Annotated in this window: 18 protein-coding genes and 3 tRNA genes; 18 read left to right on the forward strand and 3 right to left on the reverse strand. The window is 47.0% G+C overall.

The window, feature by feature from the left end:
* Positions 1 to 198: 198 nt before the first annotated feature.
* On the reverse strand, positions 199 to 1,626 hold the full coding sequence (gene nrfA, locus BIT28_RS09325) for an ammonia-forming nitrite reductase cytochrome c552 subunit (protein WP_075763301.1): 1,428 nt from the start codon (positions 1,624 to 1,626) through the stop codon (positions 199 to 201).
* 562 nt (positions 1,627 to 2,188) lie between these two features.
* On the opposite strand from nrfA, the gene nrfB reads away from it, so the two are divergent.
* From nrfB to BIT28_RS09415, 18 genes are all read left to right on the forward strand, one after another.
* A complete protein-coding gene (gene nrfB / locus BIT28_RS09330) occupies positions 2,189 to 2,791 on the forward strand; it encodes a cytochrome c nitrite reductase pentaheme subunit (protein ID WP_075763302.1) in 603 nt (200 codons plus the stop codon).
* Between the two features lie 11 nt (positions 2,792 to 2,802).
* A complete protein-coding gene (gene nrfC / locus BIT28_RS09335) occupies positions 2,803 to 3,492 on the forward strand; it encodes a cytochrome c nitrite reductase Fe-S protein (protein WP_075763303.1) in 690 nt (229 codons plus the stop codon).
* The gene (gene nrfD / locus BIT28_RS09340; protein WP_075763304.1) at positions 3,489 to 4,448 is read left to right on the forward strand and encodes a cytochrome c nitrite reductase subunit NrfD; all 960 of its coding nucleotides are present in this window, start codon (positions 3,489 to 3,491) and stop codon (positions 4,446 to 4,448) included. The genes nrfC and nrfD overlap by 4 nt, the downstream gene beginning before the upstream one ends.
* A gap of 231 nt (positions 4,449 to 4,679) precedes the next feature.
* On the forward strand, positions 4,680 to 6,659 hold the full coding sequence (locus tag BIT28_RS09345) for a heme lyase CcmF/NrfE family subunit (protein ID WP_075763305.1): 1,980 nt from the start codon (positions 4,680 to 4,682) through the stop codon (positions 6,657 to 6,659).
* Between the two features lie 11 nt (positions 6,660 to 6,670).
* Positions 6,671 to 7,210, forward strand: a complete 540-nt coding sequence (locus BIT28_RS09350) for a DsbE family thiol:disulfide interchange protein (RefSeq protein ID WP_075763306.1) — start codon at positions 6,671 to 6,673, stop codon at positions 7,208 to 7,210.
* 34 nt (positions 7,211 to 7,244) lie between these two features.
* Positions 7,245 to 7,670 carry a heme lyase NrfEFG subunit NrfF gene (nrfF, locus tag BIT28_RS09355; RefSeq protein ID WP_245823676.1) on the forward strand — a complete coding sequence of 142 codons (426 nt, stop codon included), beginning with the start codon at positions 7,245 to 7,247 and terminating at the stop codon, positions 7,668 to 7,670.
* Positions 7,671 to 8,058: 388 nt separating this feature from the next.
* Positions 8,059 to 9,720 (forward strand): tetratricopeptide repeat-containing response regulator, encoded by a 1,662-nt coding sequence (locus BIT28_RS09360; RefSeq protein ID WP_089153673.1) that lies wholly within the window; start codon positions 8,059 to 8,061, stop codon positions 9,718 to 9,720.
* 189 nt (positions 9,721 to 9,909) lie between these two features.
* Complete coding sequence (gene gloA2 / locus BIT28_RS09365) at positions 9,910 to 10,293, forward strand: SMU1112c/YaeR family gloxylase I-like metalloprotein (RefSeq protein WP_075763309.1); 384 nt, start codon at positions 9,910 to 9,912, stop codon at positions 10,291 to 10,293.
* A gap of 159 nt (positions 10,294 to 10,452) precedes the next feature.
* Positions 10,453 to 11,373 (forward strand): sugar kinase, encoded by a 921-nt coding sequence (locus BIT28_RS09370; RefSeq protein ID WP_075763310.1) that lies wholly within the window; start codon positions 10,453 to 10,455, stop codon positions 11,371 to 11,373.
* Between the two features lie 19 nt (positions 11,374 to 11,392).
* Entirely contained in the window at positions 11,393 to 12,025 is a 633-nt protein-coding gene (locus BIT28_RS09375; protein ID WP_075763311.1) for a bifunctional 4-hydroxy-2-oxoglutarate aldolase/2-dehydro-3-deoxy-phosphogluconate aldolase, read from the forward strand.
* A 397-nt stretch (positions 12,026 to 12,422) separates the two neighbouring features.
* Positions 12,423 to 12,496 (forward strand) — tRNA-Cys (locus BIT28_RS09380).
* Positions 12,497 to 12,499: 3 nt separating this feature from the next.
* Positions 12,500 to 12,575 (forward strand) — tRNA-Gly (locus tag BIT28_RS09385).
* A gap of 225 nt (positions 12,576 to 12,800) precedes the next feature.
* Positions 12,801 to 12,887, forward strand: a tRNA-Leu gene (locus BIT28_RS09390).
* Between the two features lie 136 nt (positions 12,888 to 13,023).
* Positions 13,024 to 13,764 carry a 5-oxoprolinase subunit PxpA gene (locus tag BIT28_RS09395; RefSeq protein WP_075763312.1) on the forward strand — a complete coding sequence of 247 codons (741 nt, stop codon included), beginning with the start codon at positions 13,024 to 13,026 and terminating at the stop codon, positions 13,762 to 13,764.
* Positions 13,761 to 14,462, forward strand: coding sequence for a 5-oxoprolinase subunit PxpB (gene pxpB, locus BIT28_RS09400; RefSeq protein WP_075763313.1), 702 nt, complete (start codon positions 13,761 to 13,763; stop codon positions 14,460 to 14,462). Before BIT28_RS09395 ends, pxpB begins: the two co-directional genes overlap by 4 nt.
* Positions 14,444 to 15,379 carry a 5-oxoprolinase subunit C family protein gene (locus tag BIT28_RS09405; protein WP_075763314.1) on the forward strand — a complete coding sequence of 312 codons (936 nt, stop codon included), beginning with the start codon at positions 14,444 to 14,446 and terminating at the stop codon, positions 15,377 to 15,379. The genes pxpB and BIT28_RS09405 overlap by 19 nt, the downstream gene beginning before the upstream one ends.
* 19 nt (positions 15,380 to 15,398) lie before the next feature.
* Positions 15,399 to 15,974, forward strand: a complete 576-nt coding sequence (locus BIT28_RS09410) for a gamma-glutamylcyclotransferase family protein (protein ID WP_075763315.1) — start codon at positions 15,399 to 15,401, stop codon at positions 15,972 to 15,974.
* A 19-nt stretch (positions 15,975 to 15,993) separates the two neighbouring features.
* Positions 15,994 to 16,245: a hypothetical protein gene (locus BIT28_RS09415; RefSeq protein WP_075763458.1), complete on the forward strand. Its 252-nt coding sequence runs from the start codon at positions 15,994 to 15,996 to the stop codon at positions 16,243 to 16,245.
* Here BIT28_RS09415 and BIT28_RS09420 read toward each other — a convergent pair whose 3' ends face one another.
* Together BIT28_RS09420 and BIT28_RS09425 are read right to left on the reverse strand one after the other, a co-directional pair.
* Positions 16,246 to 17,022 (reverse strand): DUF3108 domain-containing protein, encoded by a 777-nt coding sequence (locus BIT28_RS09420; protein WP_245823671.1) that lies wholly within the window; start codon positions 17,020 to 17,022, stop codon positions 16,246 to 16,248.
* 151 nt (positions 17,023 to 17,173) lie between these two features.
* Positions 17,174 to 18,721, reverse strand: a complete 1,548-nt coding sequence (locus BIT28_RS09425; RefSeq protein WP_075763316.1) for a long-chain-fatty-acid--CoA ligase — start codon at positions 18,719 to 18,721, stop codon at positions 17,174 to 17,176.
* Between the last annotated feature and the right edge of the window lie 303 nt (positions 18,722 to 19,024).

The following is a 19,024-nucleotide window of genomic DNA, read 5'->3' on the forward strand; positions in this document are numbered from 1 at the left end:
GCACCAAGCCAATGATGGGCTGTCGCCAGTTAATGCCGAAAATCAGCTTAAAACAATGTCCGGAATCTGTTGACCACTACACCCTCCACTTTTCAAGGGGAGGGCTAGGGTGGGGTAATGAAGGGTGAAATGCAAAAAGCCCCCTCTATTAGAGAGGGGGCTGTGTTTTTTGGTTTACCTAATTAAATAAGGCTGACCTTAGTAAGAGGCTTCGCGAACCTTGGCTTGCTTGTCCCACTCTGGAACGATAGTTTTCAGGAATTCAGCTTTATCTGCATTCATCTTGTCCATATCCATGCCAAGTGCCTGTTGTGCCTTTTCCTTGGTAGAAATATCAGGGATCTGAATTTCTTCCGTGATACCTTTTGTTGCTAGCAAACGAACAACCTTGGTACGGGCATCAGTTGCTTTATCAAGCGCAGTACCCAGAACACGTAGTGCAACGTCAGGTGCGTGCATGTGAACACCGTGAGATGCAATCGCGTAGTCCCAGCGCCATTGTGCATGACGGATATCCATCAAGATTGGCTTCATTTCCTCTTCGGTAGCACCTGCATCCCATGCAGCTTTCGCTTCGAAGTGAGCTGCAACAATCTGCTTCTCGGCACGTAGCTTCATTTCCTGAACGCTTGCTTTGCGGGTAGCAACAACGTCTTCAAGTGTTTCTTTATCTTGGGTATGACACTGCGCACAAGTATCTTCAAAGCGGTCAAATGGGTTGCCGACTTTATGATCGGTGAACACTTTGCCGTCTTCGTTCTGGACTTTAGGCATATGGCAGTCGATACAGGTTACGTTGTTCTTGCCATGGATGCCTTCACGCCAGGTTTCATAGCCAGGGTGCTGGGCCTTAAGCATTGGTGCTTTAGATACGCCGTGAGTCCAGTCTTTAAAGCCGATCTCGTCGTAGTAAGCTTCCATTTCATCAACGCCAGTACCTTTATCCCATGGGAACTTAACGCCTTTAGTCGGACCGGTGAAGTAATACTCAACATGACACTGGCCACATACCTGGGCTTGCTGATCGAAGCGAGACTGATCCTCGAACTTCATATCAATCGCTTCCATAGCACGGTTAACATAAGGGCGTGTCAGGGTCAGCGCCGGCTTACCTTCGGCAAATTCTTTGCTGCCGGTGTTGTGGCAGTCAGAACAGCCGATTGCGTTGTTGATTTCAGCACCTAGGCGGGCCCACTTGCCCTCAAAGTAGCCGTCTTCGCCACGCTCGTCGATTACACGGGCCACGTCAGGGCTTTTACAGCTCCAGCATGCCATTGGCATCGGACCTGTTTTTTCGTCCTTTGGGCCGCCAGTACGTAGGGTCTGGCGCACATCGGTAACAGCATAGAAGTGGCCGCGGGCTTTGTTGTAGTCTTTGGAAAAACCGTAACCGGCCCACAGAACAACCATATTAGGATCGCCAGCAAGCGCATCATCAATTTCTTCGCTTTCTTTGGTCGCTTCCCAGGTTTTAAATTGATCGGCATGAGACTTCGCAAAATGTTCGTTGCGAGGTTCAATTCTTGTTTTGCCGCTATCTTCAGCTGCGTTGGCATTGGCAGATAAACATAACGCAGACAACAAAGCTGCGACTGCGGCAGTATTTCGCGTCCATTTAATTCTCACGATTTGTCACTCCAGTATTCTAATTATTAACAAGCTAAGCGTTGTGAGTGCAGCTAAATCAGTAACTAAGAATTGGAGTTCTAATAAATAATATCAAAAAATGAAGCCTTGTTAATATAAGTGGTGGCTTTGTTGTTTTGGATCAAAGGGAAGATGTCAAAAACTGAACCTCGATAGAATTACCACCCAAATAACCCCAAAGGGGTATTTACATTAATCGTGGTTATGTGGCTGCGGTTTTTATTTTTAATTCCATTAAATCAATTACTTATTGCTGTTTTCAATATTGATCTTAATCATGAAAAGGGCATTTATGATGCTACTTAAGGGGTATTTGCTACCTGACTCAATTTTTCATATTTAAAAACATTATTAAATATACGTGTTAAGCGTTGTGGCTAATATTTTAAGTAAATAAGAATTGATTTCAATTGCAATTAAGTATCGTTTTAAGTTTTTGTTAAAACAACTATTGCAGCTCTATGATGTGCAAAATAAATATAAGCGCCAATTGCCGCCTTCTGGAATGGGCTGGTAATTCGGGAAGATAAAAAGGTGAAAAATGGGCAATTATAAAGTAGCCATGAATACGGTGATTACATTCTTTGTAGCCATCTGTATTTTTGGTTTCTCAATGAATGTTGCCGCAGACTCGAAGGCTGAGGGAGCCACAACAGCGAAACCTTCGGTAATTACACAAGAGTCAGGCCAACATGTTGTCGAATTTATCCGGGATCGCGATTACGCCTGTACGCAATGCCATAAAGATGAAAGAGACACGCTAAAAGGGGCGCATGGCGATGTAATCCATGCTCAGACTAACCGTGATATGACATGTACAGATTGTCACAGCAAAGTGGGTAAGAATCACCGTGACGGTGCGCCAATGGTGACCAAGTTCGCCGCAGCTCAGACTGTTGCAGGCACTGAGAAACCAGCGGCCGATCCGGCATGGATTGCAAAGCAAAATGAAACCTGCGTGAACTGCCACGAACCGAAAGACTTACGCGAAGTGAACTGGACACACGATGTTCACGCGCTCGATCTTTCCTGTGCGTCATGCCATACCATTCACCCGGAAAAAGATCCGATGAAAGGTATTGAAAGAAAGTCGAAGATCAAGATGTGCGTCGACTGTCACTCAGACCAGAAAAAAGAGAAGTAGGAGATGATGGTATGACGTGTTCAAGACGAAATTTTTTAGCCGGTGCCGGGGCTGTTATTTTTACCACTGGTGTGAGTGGCAGTAACTTGTTGGGCCGCCAGACTCTGGCTGCGACAATGGAAGATGGGCCAAAGCGTTACGGCATGGTACACGATGAAACTCTGTGTATCGGTTGTACGGCCTGTACCGAAGCATGTCGCGAAGTGAATAAGGTGCCGGAAGGTGTTTCTCGATTGCAAATCGTCAGAAGCGAACCTCAGGGTGAATACCCGAATGTTGACTATCAGTTTACCCGTATCTCTTGTCAGCATTGTGATAACGCACCTTGTGTGCACGTGTGCCCGACAGGCGCGGCGTTCAAGGATCCTGAAACCGGGATTGTTGATGTTGATGGTGACAAGTGTGTGGGCTGTGGCTATTGCCTGGCAGCGTGCCCTTATCAGGTCCGTTTCTTTAATCCTGAAACCAAATCAGCCGACAAGTGTGATTTTTGCCGCAAGACCAACCTGAAAGAAGGCAAAGAGCCAGCTTGTGTGGAGTCATGCCCGACTAAGGCACTGACATTCGGTGACTTGAATGATCCAAATAGCAAGGTGTCTCAGCTGATCAAGCAAAAACCTGTGTACCGCTCAAAGGTAGAACTGGGAACGCAGCCGAAGCTGTATAAAGTGCCACACGGAAAAGGGGAGATAAAAGGATGAGTACTACATTTGCCGATGCCTTTTATTTTGATTCACTAGTTTGGGATTGGATCATTGCGGTCTATTTGTTCTTGGCAGGTATGTCTGCCGGGGCCGTGATGATTTCTATCTATCTTAAACGTAAAGTGATCCAGGGCCATCCAAGTACCAACGGGATCATTAAGGCCACGGCCATCCTGGCACCGTTCGGTATTATTGCCGGTTTGACCATTTTGATTTTCCACCTGACCAAGCCGTTGATGTTCTGGAAGATCATGATCTTCTATAACACGACGTCAGTGATGTCGATGGGGGTCATCCTGTTCCAGGTCTACATGATTGTGCTGTTTGCCTGGATTGGTGTGATATTCAAATATGATATCGGGAAGCTGTTGAACGGCCGTTTGCCTATCGTTGACAAGGTGCTGGCTTTCATTGAGCGTTTTGAAAACAGTGTGGAGCTATTTCTTGGCTTCCTTGCGGTGTTGCTGGCTGCTTACACTGGTTTCTTGTTGTCGGCACTACAGACGTTCCCGCTACTGAACAATCCAATTCTGCCGATATTGTTCCTGTTCTCTAGCTTGTCTTCCGGTGCAGCAGCTTGTCTGATGTTCGGTGTGCTGGTGTTCAAAGAGTCGGCACACAGTGCAAGTGTAGGCTGGATCCACAAGTTTGAACGCCCGGTGGTATTGTTTGAGCTGTTTGTTTTGGTTGCTTTCTTTACTGGCCTTTATTTTGGCGGTGGGCAGAGCCAGGCAGCGGCAGCTGCGGCAATTGGCGGTGGGTTCTGGGCTACATGGTTCTGGTATGGTGTTATTGGTGCAGGAATGCTGGCACCGCTGGCACTTAACGCAGTCAGTCCGTCAGTCGTTAGGCATAACAAAGCTTACATTATGCTTGTCACCACGCTTAGCCTGGTGGGTGTGCTTATGCTACGTACCTTCATTTTGTATGCAGGACAAATGACAACGCTGTAATGGCAGTTAGGTAAGTAAATAAATTATCGTCACAGCGTTTGCTGTGACGATTTGTTTCAGTTGCTAAAAATGTTTACTTAATTGATTGCATAAGAAGTGACTGTTTATCATCAGATTGTTTCTTGTAGCGATAAAGATATTGTGAATAGACCTGGTTCATTGATCGAGGGCAAGGCCGAGATTTTCGGGTTACATCAAGATGGTGACAGGACAAAGTTTTAAGGAAATTCAATGATCCCTGAAGTTGGACATTATGCATTAATATTGGGATTTGCTTTCGCGCTTCTGGGAGGAACTGTTCCAGTTGTCGGTTTGATCAAAAAGGATTCATACCTTACTCGCTATGCATGGCCATTAAGTTATGGCGCTTTTATTTTTATTTCGGTCGCTATCATCCTGCTGGGATACAGTTTTGCTGCCGATGACTTTTCCGTGGCCTACATTGCCCATCACTCTAACAGCCAACTGCCGTTGTTTTTCAAAATAGCTGCGGTATGGGGTGGCCATGAAGGCTCATTCTTGTTTTGGTTATTTTCGCTCTCAGGCTGGGCAGCAGCGGTTGCCTATTGTTCACGCCGGCGAGACGAAGCATTTATTGCCAGAGTATTAGTGACATTGGCTATTCTGACGGCGGTTTTCAGCCTGTTCTTGCTTCTTGTATCGAACCCGTTTCTGCGATTGCTACCCGCACCGATAGAAGGGCGGGACTTGAATCCGATGTTGCAGGATATCGGTCTCATCTTCCACCCGCCGATGTTATATCTGGGCTACGTTGGGTTTGCTGTTAGCTTTGCTTTTGCCATTGCAGCATTAACCACCAAGAATAAAGGGATCCCGTGGGCGCGCTGGAGCCGACCATGGACAGTTGCCTCATGGGTCTTTCTGACCGGTGGTATCGCATTAGGTTCCTGGTGGGCCTATTACGAACTGGGCTGGGGCGGCTGGTGGTTCTGGGATCCGGTTGAAAATGCTTCCTTGATGCCTTGGCTGACAGGAACCGCCCTGATGCACTCGCTGATCATCACCGAATACCGGAAGGCGCTGAGTAACTGGACGCTGCTCCTGGCGATTTTCACTTTCTCTTTGAGTTTGCTTGGCACCTTTATCGTACGTTCCGGCGTACTGACCTCGGTCCATGCTTTTGCCGTGGATCCAACTCGCGGGATCACCCTGCTGGCTATACTCGGGGTACTGCTTATTATCTCGCTCGTATTGTTTGCACTGAATGCCGAACGACATAGCCGTCCGGTAACGTTCGGCTTCTTGTCAAAAGAAGCGACGTTTTTGGCCGGTAACAGCTTGCTGGCCGTTGCGACGCTGACAATTCTGCTTGGCACCTTTTACCCGATGGTTTTCCAGGCGTTGGACTTAGGCAATATCTCAGTTGGTGCACCCTACTTTAACGCCTTGTTTGTACCGCTTAGCTTCTTGTTTTTCATCTTTATGGGGTTCGGCGTATTGATCCGCTGGCATCGCGTGTCGACCGATGATCTTATTACCCGAACACTGGCACCGATGTCTGTCTCTATTGTGCTTGGCGTGGCATTGTCTGTCTGGTTCGAGCGCGGGATTAATCTGGTTGTCTGTTTGTCATTCATTACCGCGATTTGGATTTCAATGACGGCAATACAGGCTTTCTACCTCAGGCATAGAGCGCTTCGCGAGCGACAGTTGGGGCATGCACCGTTAAGGTTGGTTGCCATGGTGATAGCGCATTGCGGCGTTGCTGTGACGATTGTCGGAGCGGCGCTGGTCAGCCATTATGCCGTAGAAACGAGCAATAAGATGGGACCGGGTGACGTATTAAGTCTAAGTGGTTACCAGTTTTCCTATCGTGAAACAGAGCTGCTCATCGGTCCAAACTATACTGCTGAGCAGGCCAATATTGAGGTTAGCAAGGACGGAAAATTTGAAGCCTTGATTAAGCCGCAGCGTCGTCATTATACCGTTCGTACCATGAATATGAGCGAACCGGGGATCAAATGGTATTGGCAGGGCGATATTTACATCACCCTGGGTGAGAAACTGAACCGGACAGATTATGCAGTGAGGATCCAGTACAAGCCCTTCGTCCGCTGGCTCTGGATAGGAAGTATCTTAATGATGCTGGGTGGTACATTGGCTGTGTTGGCAAGGCTTCGGCTGAAAGCCATGCACCCGCGTGAAAGCAAGGCATTATCACTGTCCACGATTGTGATGTGGAAACAGTGACGGAGAGAAAAATGAAAATATCCCGCTTTATTCCTTTGCTCCTCGTGCTGCTGGGTGGGGCTATCATTGCCTTTGCGATGCGCGTTGACAATACCACCACGGCGTCGCCATTGCAGGGTAGGTCAATGCCTGAATTTAGCCTTTCTTCACTTGATAATGAACAATTTACTCTGACGCAAGCCTCACTGACAGGACAGGTTCGGCTGCTGAATGTTTGGGCCTCCTGGTGTGGTATCTGCAAGTCAGAACATCCATTTTTACTGGAGCTGGCTCAGAAGGATAAAATGAGCGTTATTGGCCTTAATTATCGTGATGATCGCCATGCCGCATTGAAAGAGTTGTCTTTGTCAGGCAATCCATATCAGGCCGTGATTTTCGATCCTAAAGGAAGCCTGGCGATCGACCTGGGGGTCTATGGTACGCCTGAAAGCTATTTGGTTGATCGTTATGGTGTGATCCGTCATCGCTATGTCGGCGCGCTTAACCGAAAAATATGGGAGCAGGAGTTTGTCCCTGTGCTCAAGCAGATTGAGGAGGGGAAAAATGGTTAAGTCTGCGGGGGCTTTAAAACGAGTGTTACTGGCGATGTTCTTTAGTATTGCTGGGCTTACTGGTTCGCTGGTGGTTTATGCACAAACAGCGCAAGTGTTTGTGGCTGCAGATACAGAGCTTGTCGAGTCGGTAGAAACTTTCCAGTTTCGTTCAATTGTCGACCAAAATAGAGCTATAGCCTTATCAAAGGGATTGCGCTGCCCACAGTGCCAGAATCAAAATTTGATTGAGTCAAACTCACCAGTTGCTAAGGATCTTCGTTTAAAGGTTTACCAGATGGTCGATGAGGGCAAATCTGATCAAGAAGTCATCAAATACATGACGAGTCGGTTTGGAGACTTTGTTTTGTATAAACCAAAGTTATCACCAAGCACTTATTTATTATGGGGAGGGCCAATACTGTTATTTTTATTATTTGGCAGTATTGCTTTTTATTCTATCCGAAAACAAGCTCGCTGAATTTATAAACTTCATTTAAGTTTTAATTTAAGAACTGTGATAATAGTCCGTATATTATTTAAAAAAGATGAGCGAGCGCTCATCTTTTTTACACTTAATGGGTATTGACGGGCCGGTGGCTTATTTAATTCCTCTTGGTGATTAATTGATAATATAAAATTACTTATAAGAATAAGTCGCCCATTATATGGGACTCTGTGCGTATTACTACGTGGTTAGTATTCTTTACAGCAAAGTGTTTCTTTATTGAAACATGTGCTAGATCATAAAGTTGATTCAACAATGTTCATATTGTTAACCCTTTACTATTATTGAGGTAAGACTATAAGAATCCCTATCGTTAAAGAGGCATTTTTACAGTTATTGTTAGGCTATGGAGGGCTACAATGTGATAACAGGTAAAAGATTTCTGCTGATAGATGACTCTAGCACGGCAATTTCATTGTTAAGGTCAATGCTAAATAGTGCAGGTATTACCAATGATAATATCGATAGCACAACAGATAGCCTCAAAGCCATCCGTCTATTAGCCAGTCATAGTTATGATATTGTCATCAGTGATTACAATATGCGTCATCATATTGACGGCGGGCTTATTTTCGATGAGGTAAAACAGCGTAAGCTTTTACCCAGTGACGGCGTTTTTATATGTGTGACGGGTGATAACACAGAGCAGGTCGTTTCTCATTTTATTGAATTAGAGCCGGATGATTATTTAATTAAGCCATTTTGTGGTGCTGTGTTTATCGAGCGAATAGAGATGGTCTTTGAAAGAAAGTCAGCTTTATTTCCTTTGCTAATGGCCGTTGATAACAAAGAGTTTCAAACCGCAATTGGGCTTTGTCAGCGTTATAAAAAGAATTTCCCGGCTTATTCAGGGTATATAGATAGAATAAACGGTGATTGTTTACTTCGTTCAGAACGCCATCTAGAAGCCAAACAGTTTTATGAAGAAGCCTGTAAGCATACTGATCATTTATGGCCGAGGGTCGGTTTTGGGCAGGCGCTAAAAGAGCTTGGCGAACTAAAGGAAGCAGAAGCTGTTTTCCAGGAAATCCTCGATAAGTACCCCAAGCAACCCCTGGCGAGAAAGCATCTGGCGGGATGTTTAATGGCCTCAGACCGGGTACCAGAAGCCTTGGAGCAATTTAATATCTTACACAAGGTGAATTCGGCCAATCCGCTACGTGAGTTGATCATTGCCAACTTATACGCTTCCTTGCAACAACATGAAAAGGCAGCAATCGGCTATCAGCGTTATACCAGCAAGGTGATGGGGACCAGCCGTTTTAGCTACGGGATTAATCTCAATGTTGCAGTGTCTCTCATGCTTGCCAGTATCTATGCAGAGGATAACGTTGAAAGTGCGGAGTTGGTTAAAGAGGCCAGACATAACATCTTTGACCATAAAGTGAGTGGTGATACGGACAAAGAGCGCTATGAAAGTGAGATGGGGGCCTTGGTCGGCGTAGCGATACTTGCCTGTCTGCATGGTGAAATTGAAGACTGCTTTACCATCGTTAGCAAAATTAACATTCATGATAAGCCCATCGATGACTACTACACGGTACTGAATATCGCCCGCTTATACGGCTTTTGTGGTATGCCGGATAAATATGAAAAGACGATGCAGGTTGCCAGAGACTTATGTGGTAATGCTGATGATGCGGCCTTGATCCAAAGTCAGGTAAAGTTGCTGGAAGCCTGTCATTCTGAAATTAACCATCGGTTGAGTGAAGGGGGTAAGTTGGTTGAGCAGGCTTTTGATAAGCGTAATAACAACTTGGCCACGCAGGCCATTGAAGATGCTTACAGGGCGTTTCAGATGGTGCCGTTTCACTATAAGCTGTGCTTTTTGATACTTGAGCTTACTGCGCTGTCGACGCCTTCTTTCTTAGGCCTGAAAGAGGTTAGAGGTGTCATTGAATCCTGTCATTGGGTCTATCAGAATGATACGCGCCCAAGTGAAAGTGAAGCCAAAAGAGCCAGAGAACTCTATAAATTAGCTATGAAACGGGTCGGGAGTTTGACCAGGGTTCCAGCGGCTTGATTCTTTAGATAGATGTTCCTGATGAGACCTGTAATGGCCGTCAGGAACCTTGGTATTCATATTAAAGGAACCGTTTCAGATCCACTTTTGGGGCTAGAAACTCATAGTTAAGAATATGATAATAGAGTCTTTCGAAAGGGCTCTGAGGGATTGTTACATATTTCAGCAGCCTCATAGAGAGCATTATTCATGTTAAAAGGGATACACCACGCGGCTATCATCTGTTCTGATTACGCAGTATCAAAACACTTTTATGTCGATGTACTGGGTTTGTCTGTAATAGAAGAGAATTACCGGGCACATCGTGAATCTTATAAACTGGATCTGCAGTTACCCGATGGAAGCCAGGTTGAGCTGTTTTCATTTCCTTCCCCACCACCAAGACCAAGCTTTCCCGAAGCCTGTGGGTTGAGGCATTTAGCCTTTGTTGTCGGCTCTGTTGAGGATTGCGCCGAGTATTTAAAGAGTTACCAGGTCGATGTTGAGCCTATCCGGGTGGATGAATATACCGGCAAGAAATACACTTTTTTTAACGATCCGGATGGCTTGCCGTTAGAGCTGTACGAGGGATGAGACGAGCGTGTAAGGACGCAACATCTTGCTGGATAAAGCTAATTTAGCATTCTCAACATAATTATCTAAAACTTAGCAAAATGCAGACCTTTGTGATGCTGTAAGGTGTCCATCATCCATTAGGCTTTACATAAAGCCTGCAGAGAAGAGGATGGCGGCGTGAGAATTGCTTTTTTTGGTGAATGCATGATTGAGTTGAGTGGTCTGCCGCTGCAGCGAACATTTGGTGGCGATACGCTTAATACGGCGCTGTATTTGTCTCGGCTGGGCGCATCACGGGGGGTAACGGTAAGCTACGCAACGGCGCTGGGGACCGATAATATCAGTCAGGATATGCTAGGGGCCTGGCAAGCTGAAGGCATTGAGACTCATATGGTGAAAAAGCTTGAGAACAAGCTGCCCGGTATTTATCTTGTCGAGACAGAACCTAATGGTGAACGTCATTTTCATTACTGGCGTAATGACAGTGCTGCGAAGTTCTACTTTTCGGAGCTGTGGTCGCCACTCGAACAGGCTATCGATAACCATCGCTTTGATGCTCTGTATATTAGCGGTGTTAGCTTGGCAATTCTGGCTGAAGAAGCGAAAGCGGTATTAATCACCTTGTTAGAGAAACATAAAGCCAATGGCGGTATGATATTGTTTGATAATAATTTTCGCCCTCAGCTTTGGACGTCGAAACAAGCCCAGTACTGGTATTCGCAGGCTTTGCCCTTTGCTGACATTGCTTTGCTTACCGAGCATGATGAATATGCGGTGTGGGGCAAAAGTGATATTGTGAAGCGGTGTCAGGACTTCGGCTGCCCTGAAGCTGTTATTAAGCGAGGCTGCGAGCCATGCAAAATCGTGTCTGGGTTGCAGAGTCGCTATTCAGATACCGTGTATGTGGCTGCAAACAGGGTTGAAAACGTGGTGGATACCTGTGCCGCCGATGACTCTTTTGCTGCAGGGTATCTGGCTGGGCGTTTGAGCGGTAGCTCAGAGACTGCCGCTGCTGAGCTTGGTCACTGTCTGGCATCTATTGTCATTCAATATCCGGGGGCAATCATTCCGTCTGAAGCAATGAAAGAATTAATGTAGATAAAAGGAACAAGGTTTAATGTCTCAACAGCTGATTGAAAAGTTAAAAGGATTCAAAGTCATTCCGGTGATTCAAATTAATAATGTTGAGCAAGCGGTACCGTTGGCTAAAACGCTGGTGGAAAACGGCCTGCCTGTTGCTGAGGTTACCTTTCGCACCGCGGAGGCAGAGGAAGCTATTCGCTTGATGCGTGAAGCTTATCCGTCAATGTGTATCGGGGCAGGGACAGTATTAAACGCCGCTCAAGTTGATCGCGCCAAAGCTGCGGGTGCTGAGTTTATCGTCGCTCCCGGATTGAACCCAAATACAGTACGTTATTGCCAGGAACAAGACATTGCTATGGTACCGGGGGTGAACAACCCCAGCCAAGTTGAGCAAGCACTAGAGTTAGGTCTGACGTTCCTGAAGTTCTTTCCTGCTGAGGCATCCGGCGGGATCAATATGATCAAGTCACTGCTTGCGCCATATGTCGATGTTGCCTTTATGCCGACTGGCGGGATAGGGAAGGCAAATGTGAAGGATTACCTAGCGATTGATCGCGTTCACTGCTGCGGTGGTACCTGGATGGTCGCACCGGCATTGATTGAAGCTGGAAACTGGGACGAAATCGGCAGACTGGTAAGAGAAGCCGTTGAGCTGGTGAACCCGTAATCTATATTCTTTTGAGGTAGGTTGGGTATAAGGCCACTCGATTCCAGAGTGGCTTTTTTGTGATGTGATTCAGAAGAGCAAAGTTGTTGAGTGAAGTTTCGTTGTCGCAAAATTAAGGCTGAACAAGAGAAAATAGCGAACTAAACTGTAATGCTTAATTTAAAAAGTTGTTTTGCTGTTGGTTATCATGACTAATGATTATATGTAGAGTAAAACTCAGAACACAATAAAGGCCAAAAATCAGGCGGAAAGCTTGTTAAAATAGAGCAATTGCGCACAATTCAAGCAAGCGATCTGGATTATGACATTTTGCTATTGACTCATTGGGAGCAATCCGTAGAATGCACCCCATACCGCAACGGGGAGACTTGTTAAGCGGTAAGTCGAAAGACAGTTTGGCGCGTTGGCAGAGTGGCTATGCAGCGGATTGCAAATCCGTGGACCTCGGTTCGACTCCGGGACGCGCCTCCATTTGCGACACTAGCTCAGCTGGTAGAGCGCAACCTTGCCAAGGTTGAGGTCACGAGTTCGAACCTCGTGTGTCGCTCCAATTTAATTATTCATTGCCTATCGGTGGTGAATGTAGTGAAACATGTAGGTTAAGCGGGTAGAGCACAACCTTGCCAAGGTTGAGGTCACGCCTAGCTCCTCGAAGATCGGGAACCTCGTGTGTCGCTCCAAATTTTGTGATATTGACCAAGTCAGTATCAAGATGGTGTCTAACCGCTTTTTTAAAAAGCACATTGGTTAGGAGCATCGCAATCAAGAATTGCGTGCCCTGGTGGTGGAATTGGTAGACACAAGGGATTTAAAATCCCTCGACGTTCGCGTTGTGCCGGTTCAAGTCCGGCCCGGGGCACCATCTCCTTAAAGGCTTACCGAAAGGTAAGCCTTTTTTCGTTGTGTCTGAGAATCCAACCTCATTGATCACAGTTAGTTTTATGTATAAGGTTAAATTAATCAGAAGACTGTAACTATTTCATAGGCAAGGATACGCGATGAAATTGAACTGTGATATGGGAGAGAGTTTTGGTGCCTGGCATATGGGTAATGACCATGCGGTTATGCCCTGGATCGATCAGGCAAATATTGCCTGTGGGTTCCATGCCTCCGATCCGGATGTGATGGCACAAACTGTCAAATGGGCGATTGCCCGTCAGGTTGAAATTGGTGCTCACCCTGGATATGACGACAAGATTGGCTTTGGTCGTCGTAGCATCCCTCATGCCCTCGATGCTGTCACCCGGCTGGTCGCCTACCAGGCCGGTGCATTGGAGGCGATTTGCCAGCTTCACAATACCCATATTTCTTATATCAAGCCTCATGGCGCGCTGTATAACGATATGATGGTGAATGATGGTATTTTCGAAGCCATCGTTGAAGCCGTCTCTGGCCTTAATCAGCACCGGTCTATCAAGCTTAAGTTGATGGTTCTGGCTCGACCTGACAATACACACTATCAGAAGATAGCCGAACGTTATGACGTCGAGTTGTTATTAGAGGCGTTTGCCGATCGAGCCTACGACGATACGGGAAGTTTGGTACCGCGCTCGAATCCGGAGGCGGTTTATCACGATGCCACCAAGATCAAGCAGCAGGTGATAGAGCTGGCAGAGGGCAGGGTTACAACGGTATCGGGTAAGACACTGACATTTCATGCCGATTCCGTGTGTGTTCACGGTGACAATGATGAGTCCATTGCGACAATAGCAGCCTTGCACAAGGTACTGAACCCATGATACGCATCGAGCCTGTGTCGGAAACCAGCCTGATTGTGTATTTGGGGGAGCAGATTGATACGCAGCTGACTCAGCGTATCGGACTGCTGGCGAAATACCTCAAGGACACTTTTCCGAAAGCCTTAATTGAAGTGATTCCGTCCTATACGTCGCTGTTTGTTCAGTACCATCCCCGCTTGGTTACCTATAGTGCGCTTTACAAAGCGATTACCCATTATGCACCGCAGCTGACTCAGGTGCTGTCTGATGCTCCTTCTGGCAAGTTGATCACATTACCGGTTTATTATGATCATGAGGTTGGTCCGGATCTGGTTTCGCTTGCCGAGTTGCACGGGATAACCTCCGAACAAGTTATTGCTTACCATATCGAACGTACCTATACCGTTTGTGCGATTGGTTTTGCGCCGGGTTTTGCTTTCTTGGCATCGGTTGATGACCAGATCGCCACGCCGCGTCATGCCGAACCGCGCCAGAAGATCCCTGCGGGCAGTGTTGGCATTGCCAATGAACAAACTGCTGTATATCCGGCTGACTCCCCCGGGGGCTGGCAGATCATCGGTAATTGCCCAACGCCGCTGTATTCGCCTCTACAAGACCCGATGTCGCCTTTTGAAGTCGGAGATAGGGTCAGATTCGAGTCGATAGGAAGAGAGCAGTTTTTACAGCAAGGAGGAAGCATTTGGCCTCATTGGAAGTAATCCATCCCGGTATGTTAACGCTGCTTCAGGATGTTGGGCGGCTGGGTGTGGGCGAACAAGGATTAAGTCAGGGCGGAGCCGCCGACTTGCATGCCTATTGCTGGGCTAACTACCTTGTCGGCAATGCCATGGACTGCTCTCAGCTCGAAATTACACTTGGGCAGGCATGCATCAAAGCCCAAGGAGATATGATTTGTGCCCTGACCGGAGCCGATATGGGAGCCACCCTGGATGGTGAGCCGATTACACTGTGGCGGAGTTTTCTGGTAAGAGATGGGCAGGTTATAAAGTTTGCCTGTTCGCGTTCCGGCGTGCGTGCATATCTTGCTGTAAAAGGTGGCTTTAAGGTCCCAGCCGTCTTTGGTAGCGTCTCGACGGTGGTGCGCAATGAAATGGGAGGTATACAGGCTGGCAGAGCGCTGCATAAAGAAGATTCGCTACCTGTCGAAAGCACAGTAGATACCGACAGTTTTGAGCCTCGATTGGCACCGAGTCGATATATTCCTGACTATTCTGCTCCAATTTACTTACGGGTCATAGAGTCGTATCAGTGCAACCGTTTTTCTGCCGAATCAAAGCAGCAGTTTTATCAGAGCATATATACAGTAACTCAACAGACAGATAGGATGGGGTGCAGGCTCGAAGGACCGGTAGTAGCTGGAGACATCGGTGGCATTATCTCTGAAGCGATTGCCTATGGAGCGATTCAGATCCCGCCGAATGGCCAGCCCATAGTATTGCTCAATGATCGCCAGACACTGGGCGGGTACCCTAAATTGGGATGTATCGCTCGCGTGGATGTGCCCAGACTGGCGCAAGCGATGCCGGGAACTGCTGTTCGTTTTAGCACTGGTAATCTGGAGCAGCTGCAGCAAGAATGGCAGGACTTTTCATTGTTTTTTGGTCTGCCAATCTAGGCGTTTTAAAGGAGTTGGCATGTATATATTCGGTTATGGCAGTTTAATTAACCATCACTCACGTTTGTTAACCAGCCAGACCGGGAAGGCGGTACCAGCAACGGTGAACGGTTTGCAGCGCCACTGGGGTAAAGTTGACGGCAGCTACAAGATATCGCCATTGGTTGCTATGCTCGGGAAAGGGCATTGCAATGGCGTACTGGTGAAAATTGGTGAGAACTCTCTGGTAGAATTTGACCGCAGAGAGAAGGGTTATCGCCGTATCGAGCTGGATCCTGCCGATGTTGCCGCAAGCCATGCTGTTGAAAACCAAAAGATGGTTATCAATGAACCTATCTGGGCTTATATCAGGGCGAATCCCCAGCCGCCTTGTGAAGTCCAACCGATTATGCAGACCTATGTTGATACTGTTCTGGCCGGTTGCCTGTCCATTTCAGAGCAGTTTGCCAAAACATTTGTCGAAACAACTCAGGGGTGGCATCATCCGTTTGAAAATGATCGTCAGCAACCTAAATATGGCAATCTGGCTGGCGTGCTCGATGAGCACTTGATGCTGATTGATCAGCTGATTGCGGATGTTCGTCACCCCACTTAATCACAACTTTAGTGAAGTTATGGCAAAACCCAATAAGAAAGGGCCGACCAAAACCGTTGATGTGTTTTGTGTCGGTTGTAAAACCCAGTTGTTCAAATATCGCAAAGGCGGCAAGGGAGCCCTGGTAAAGTGCTTTAAAGAGCGGATCAGTAAGGATTACACCCAACAGCCCTGCATTTGCCCGAACTGTCAGGGAGTCTTTGCCAGAGATACATTGGTACGGGGAGCGCCGGCATATAAAATCATCGGTGGTAAGGTCACCATGAAGTAATTACTGGCGCGACAGTGTTATTTCACTGTCAGCAGTCTTCAGTGGTGTAGTCTTGGGGCATTGGATATTACTGCGCACGATCGTTGCTTTCAGATCGAGGAGCTTACGCTTGTAGGTTGCCTTTACCAGTTGATAGTCGATATCAGGTGCAAACCACATCACGAGTTTGCGATCGCTCTTACGTACCTGTTCGACCCTGAAGGTATTCAGCCGGCCATATCGGGTGTCAATTTTCTCTTGGCGCTTCACTTCAAAATAGTAATGATCAACGTCCTCGGTATCTTGTAGCTTGAAATCAAATTTCTTTTTTCCATTAATCAGGTTGAGTCTGATCTGGGTACCGACCGCATCACCATCCCGTATCGGAATGTCCGCGCTGCTGAAACGTCGAGTCTTGCCATTCCTGCGTACTGAAGAGTTAAGCCCGTCGAGGCTAAAGGTTGCGGACGTGTTGCCCGACATTAGCCCGGTAATGTTGCGGGTAAAAGACTGGGTAAGAAACGAGCCTTGTTTATCTGACCAGTAGACGACGCTGTTCTGCCTGAATTTGCTTTTGGTGACCAGAACATTCACTTTGCTGTATGAGCGAATAGTGACCTTGTCGCCTTGCCAGTTCAAGGTTCGTGAAAGTTGCCCAATCTTATGGCCACTGAAAAACAAATCGTAGGTCAGAGCCTTGGTGCATTGGTGGAATGTTTGCGACGGAATAGCAAAAAGAGACGATGAGTACAGTAGGATGCCTAGCCATAACATAATCAATAAAGACTGTCCTTTCACCCGACCTCCAATAGATTGATACTATTTTGCACTATATCTAAAAACGTTAGCAGGGGCTGTAGGATTACGCAAAGGAGCGGCAGGTAGGATAGTAAAGACGGTCAGAAAAGCAGGCCTGTAATAGCCTGCTGTACATCAATGAAAAGAGGATTTATTTCAGTAATCGCTTGAGGATTTTGCCTGTCGCTGTCATTGGCAGCTCGCTGACGACTTCCACTTGCCGTGGATATTTGAAGTCTGCCAGGCGTTCACGCCCCCAGGCAACAAACGCCTTGCTGTTGGTTGTGGAATTTTCTTTGGGTACGATAAACGCTTTGACTTCTTCACCATAGGTTTTATGGGGAACACCAATGACGGCCACCAAGTGAACGTCTGGGTGGGTCATAAAGGTTTCTTCGATATCGCGAGGGTAGATGTTGTAACCGCCCCTGATAATCACCTCTTTTAGTCGATCGACGACAAAGACATAACCGTCTTCGTCGAAACGGACGATATCGCCGGTATGCAACCAGCCGTTGACGATAGTTTTGGCAGTTTCCTCTGGTTTTCTGTAGTAGCCCTTCATGACGTTATGGCCGCGGATCAGCAGTTCACCCTCTTTACCTTGGGCAACGTCATTGCCGTCACTGTCAACGACCTTCATGGTCACTCCCGGCAGCGGTTGGCCGATACTGCCCGGTTTGCGTTTATATTCAAGGTGGTTGAAAGCCGCAACCGGTGATGACTCGGATAAGCCATAGCCTTCGATAACCGGCACATTCAGCTTGGCCTCGAATTGCTTGAGTATTTCTACCGGCATTGACGCCCCGCCGGAAATCGCTACTTTCAGGTTGTCGGCAATCTCTTTCAGGTAGTCACCGCCATGCTTCTCGGCAAAAGCCAGCAAACCGATAAACATGGTCGGGACACCGGCTAAGTGAGTCACTTTGTGCTTGTGCATTTGCTGCAGTACGGTTTTCGGGACAAAGCGGGGGATCAGCACCAGGGCGCTGGCCGTCAGAATCGAGGTGTTCATGATCAGAGACTGACCAAAGGTGTGGAACAGCGGCAGAATAGCAATGCTGACGTCGGTTCCTTTCTGGTTTGTCAGCGCCTGGCAGGCCTGAGCATTGCATAGCATGTTACTCTGGCTCAGCTCGGCACCTTTAGCTCGTCCGGTTGTGCCTGAGGTGTACAGAATAACACAGGTATCCTCAGCAGTACGGTACACCGCATCGAATGCTGTTTCCGTTGATTGCAGCCACTGACTGAAGCGGTGGGCATCCTCGGGAAGGGCTATATCCTCACCCTCTGATTCAATCAGAATATAGTGCAGGCAGCTATCGGTTTGGCTGTAGCCTTCATAGCAATACTCACCGCAAGGCATTGCATTGTTGCCCTGAAAGCTAATGACTGCCACGGCGTCTGAATCATCGAGGTGGTAGGCTACTTCAGGTCCTTTTAGCATTACGTTTAACGGAACAGTGATAGCTCCTACTTTTTGAATCGCGTAGTAGCCGATGACAAACGCCGGTGTGTTCGGACAAGAAATAGCCACTTTGTCATCAGGCTTGATACCAAGTTTTACCAACTGGTTGGCGACCTGGTTGACCATGGTGTTGAGTTGACGGTAGCTGATTGTCTCATCGTGAAAAATGAGCGCAGTGTTACTGCCCCGGAAGGTAGCATTGCGTTCAAGGCTGGTAGCAAGGTTATACATAGTTATGAGTTCTTATATTAGGTGCAGCAATGGCTGGCATAAACGGTAACGAAACGGCGTTAATGAATATTACACGAAGTGATTATTGTTGGCCTTACTTAGTGAAAGTAAGTTGGGTATATAAAGCTTTGTATTGAATATTGAGCGACCTGCTATCTGTATAGGGTGCCCTGACCGGTTAACAATTAATAAAAAAGATGAAACTTTTCTTTCAATATAATTCAATAATTATTAAAGACTTACTGTGAGCAGTCCAATGTTAGCCACGAACCATTACAAAGAGAAAATGGTAACTTTTTGAAT

Origin of the sequence: Photobacterium proteolyticum, from assembly GCF_001939735.1 — a bacterium.
Classification (GTDB): Bacteria; Pseudomonadota; Gammaproteobacteria; order Enterobacterales; family Vibrionaceae; genus Photobacterium; species Photobacterium proteolyticum.

Bases quoted from the DNA above. Each gene is read 5' to 3' on its own strand.
- nrfB (WP_075763302.1), top strand. From the start codon at position 2,189: ATGGGCAATTATAAAGTAGCCATGAATACGGTGATTACATTCTTTGTA.
- nrfC (WP_075763303.1), top strand. From the start codon at position 2,803: ATGACGTGTTCAAGACGAAATTTTTTAGCCGGTGCCGGGGCTGTTATT.
- nrfD (WP_075763304.1), top strand. From the start codon at position 3,489: ATGAGTACTACATTTGCCGATGCCTTTTATTTTGATTCACTAGTTTGG.
- BIT28_RS09345 (WP_075763305.1), top strand. From the start codon at position 4,680: ATGATCCCTGAAGTTGGACATTATGCATTAATATTGGGATTTGCTTTC.
- BIT28_RS09350 (WP_075763306.1), top strand. From the start codon at position 6,671: ATGAAAATATCCCGCTTTATTCCTTTGCTCCTCGTGCTGCTGGGTGGG.
- nrfF (WP_245823676.1), top strand. From the start codon at position 7,245: ATGTTCTTTAGTATTGCTGGGCTTACTGGTTCGCTGGTGGTTTATGCA.
- gloA2 (WP_075763309.1), top strand. From the start codon at position 9,910: ATGTTAAAAGGGATACACCACGCGGCTATCATCTGTTCTGATTACGCA.
- BIT28_RS09375 (WP_075763311.1), top strand. From the start codon at position 11,393: ATGTCTCAACAGCTGATTGAAAAGTTAAAAGGATTCAAAGTCATTCCG.
- BIT28_RS09395 (WP_075763312.1), top strand. From the start codon at position 13,024: ATGAAATTGAACTGTGATATGGGAGAGAGTTTTGGTGCCTGGCATATG.
- pxpB (WP_075763313.1), top strand. From the start codon at position 13,761: ATGATACGCATCGAGCCTGTGTCGGAAACCAGCCTGATTGTGTATTTG.
- BIT28_RS09410 (WP_075763315.1), top strand. From the start codon at position 15,399: ATGTATATATTCGGTTATGGCAGTTTAATTAACCATCACTCACGTTTG.
- BIT28_RS09415 (WP_075763458.1), top strand. From the start codon at position 15,994: ATGGCAAAACCCAATAAGAAAGGGCCGACCAAAACCGTTGATGTGTTT.
- BIT28_RS09425 (WP_075763316.1), bottom strand. From the start codon at position 18,721: ATGTATAACCTTGCTACCAGCCTTGAACGCAATGCTACCTTCCGGGGC.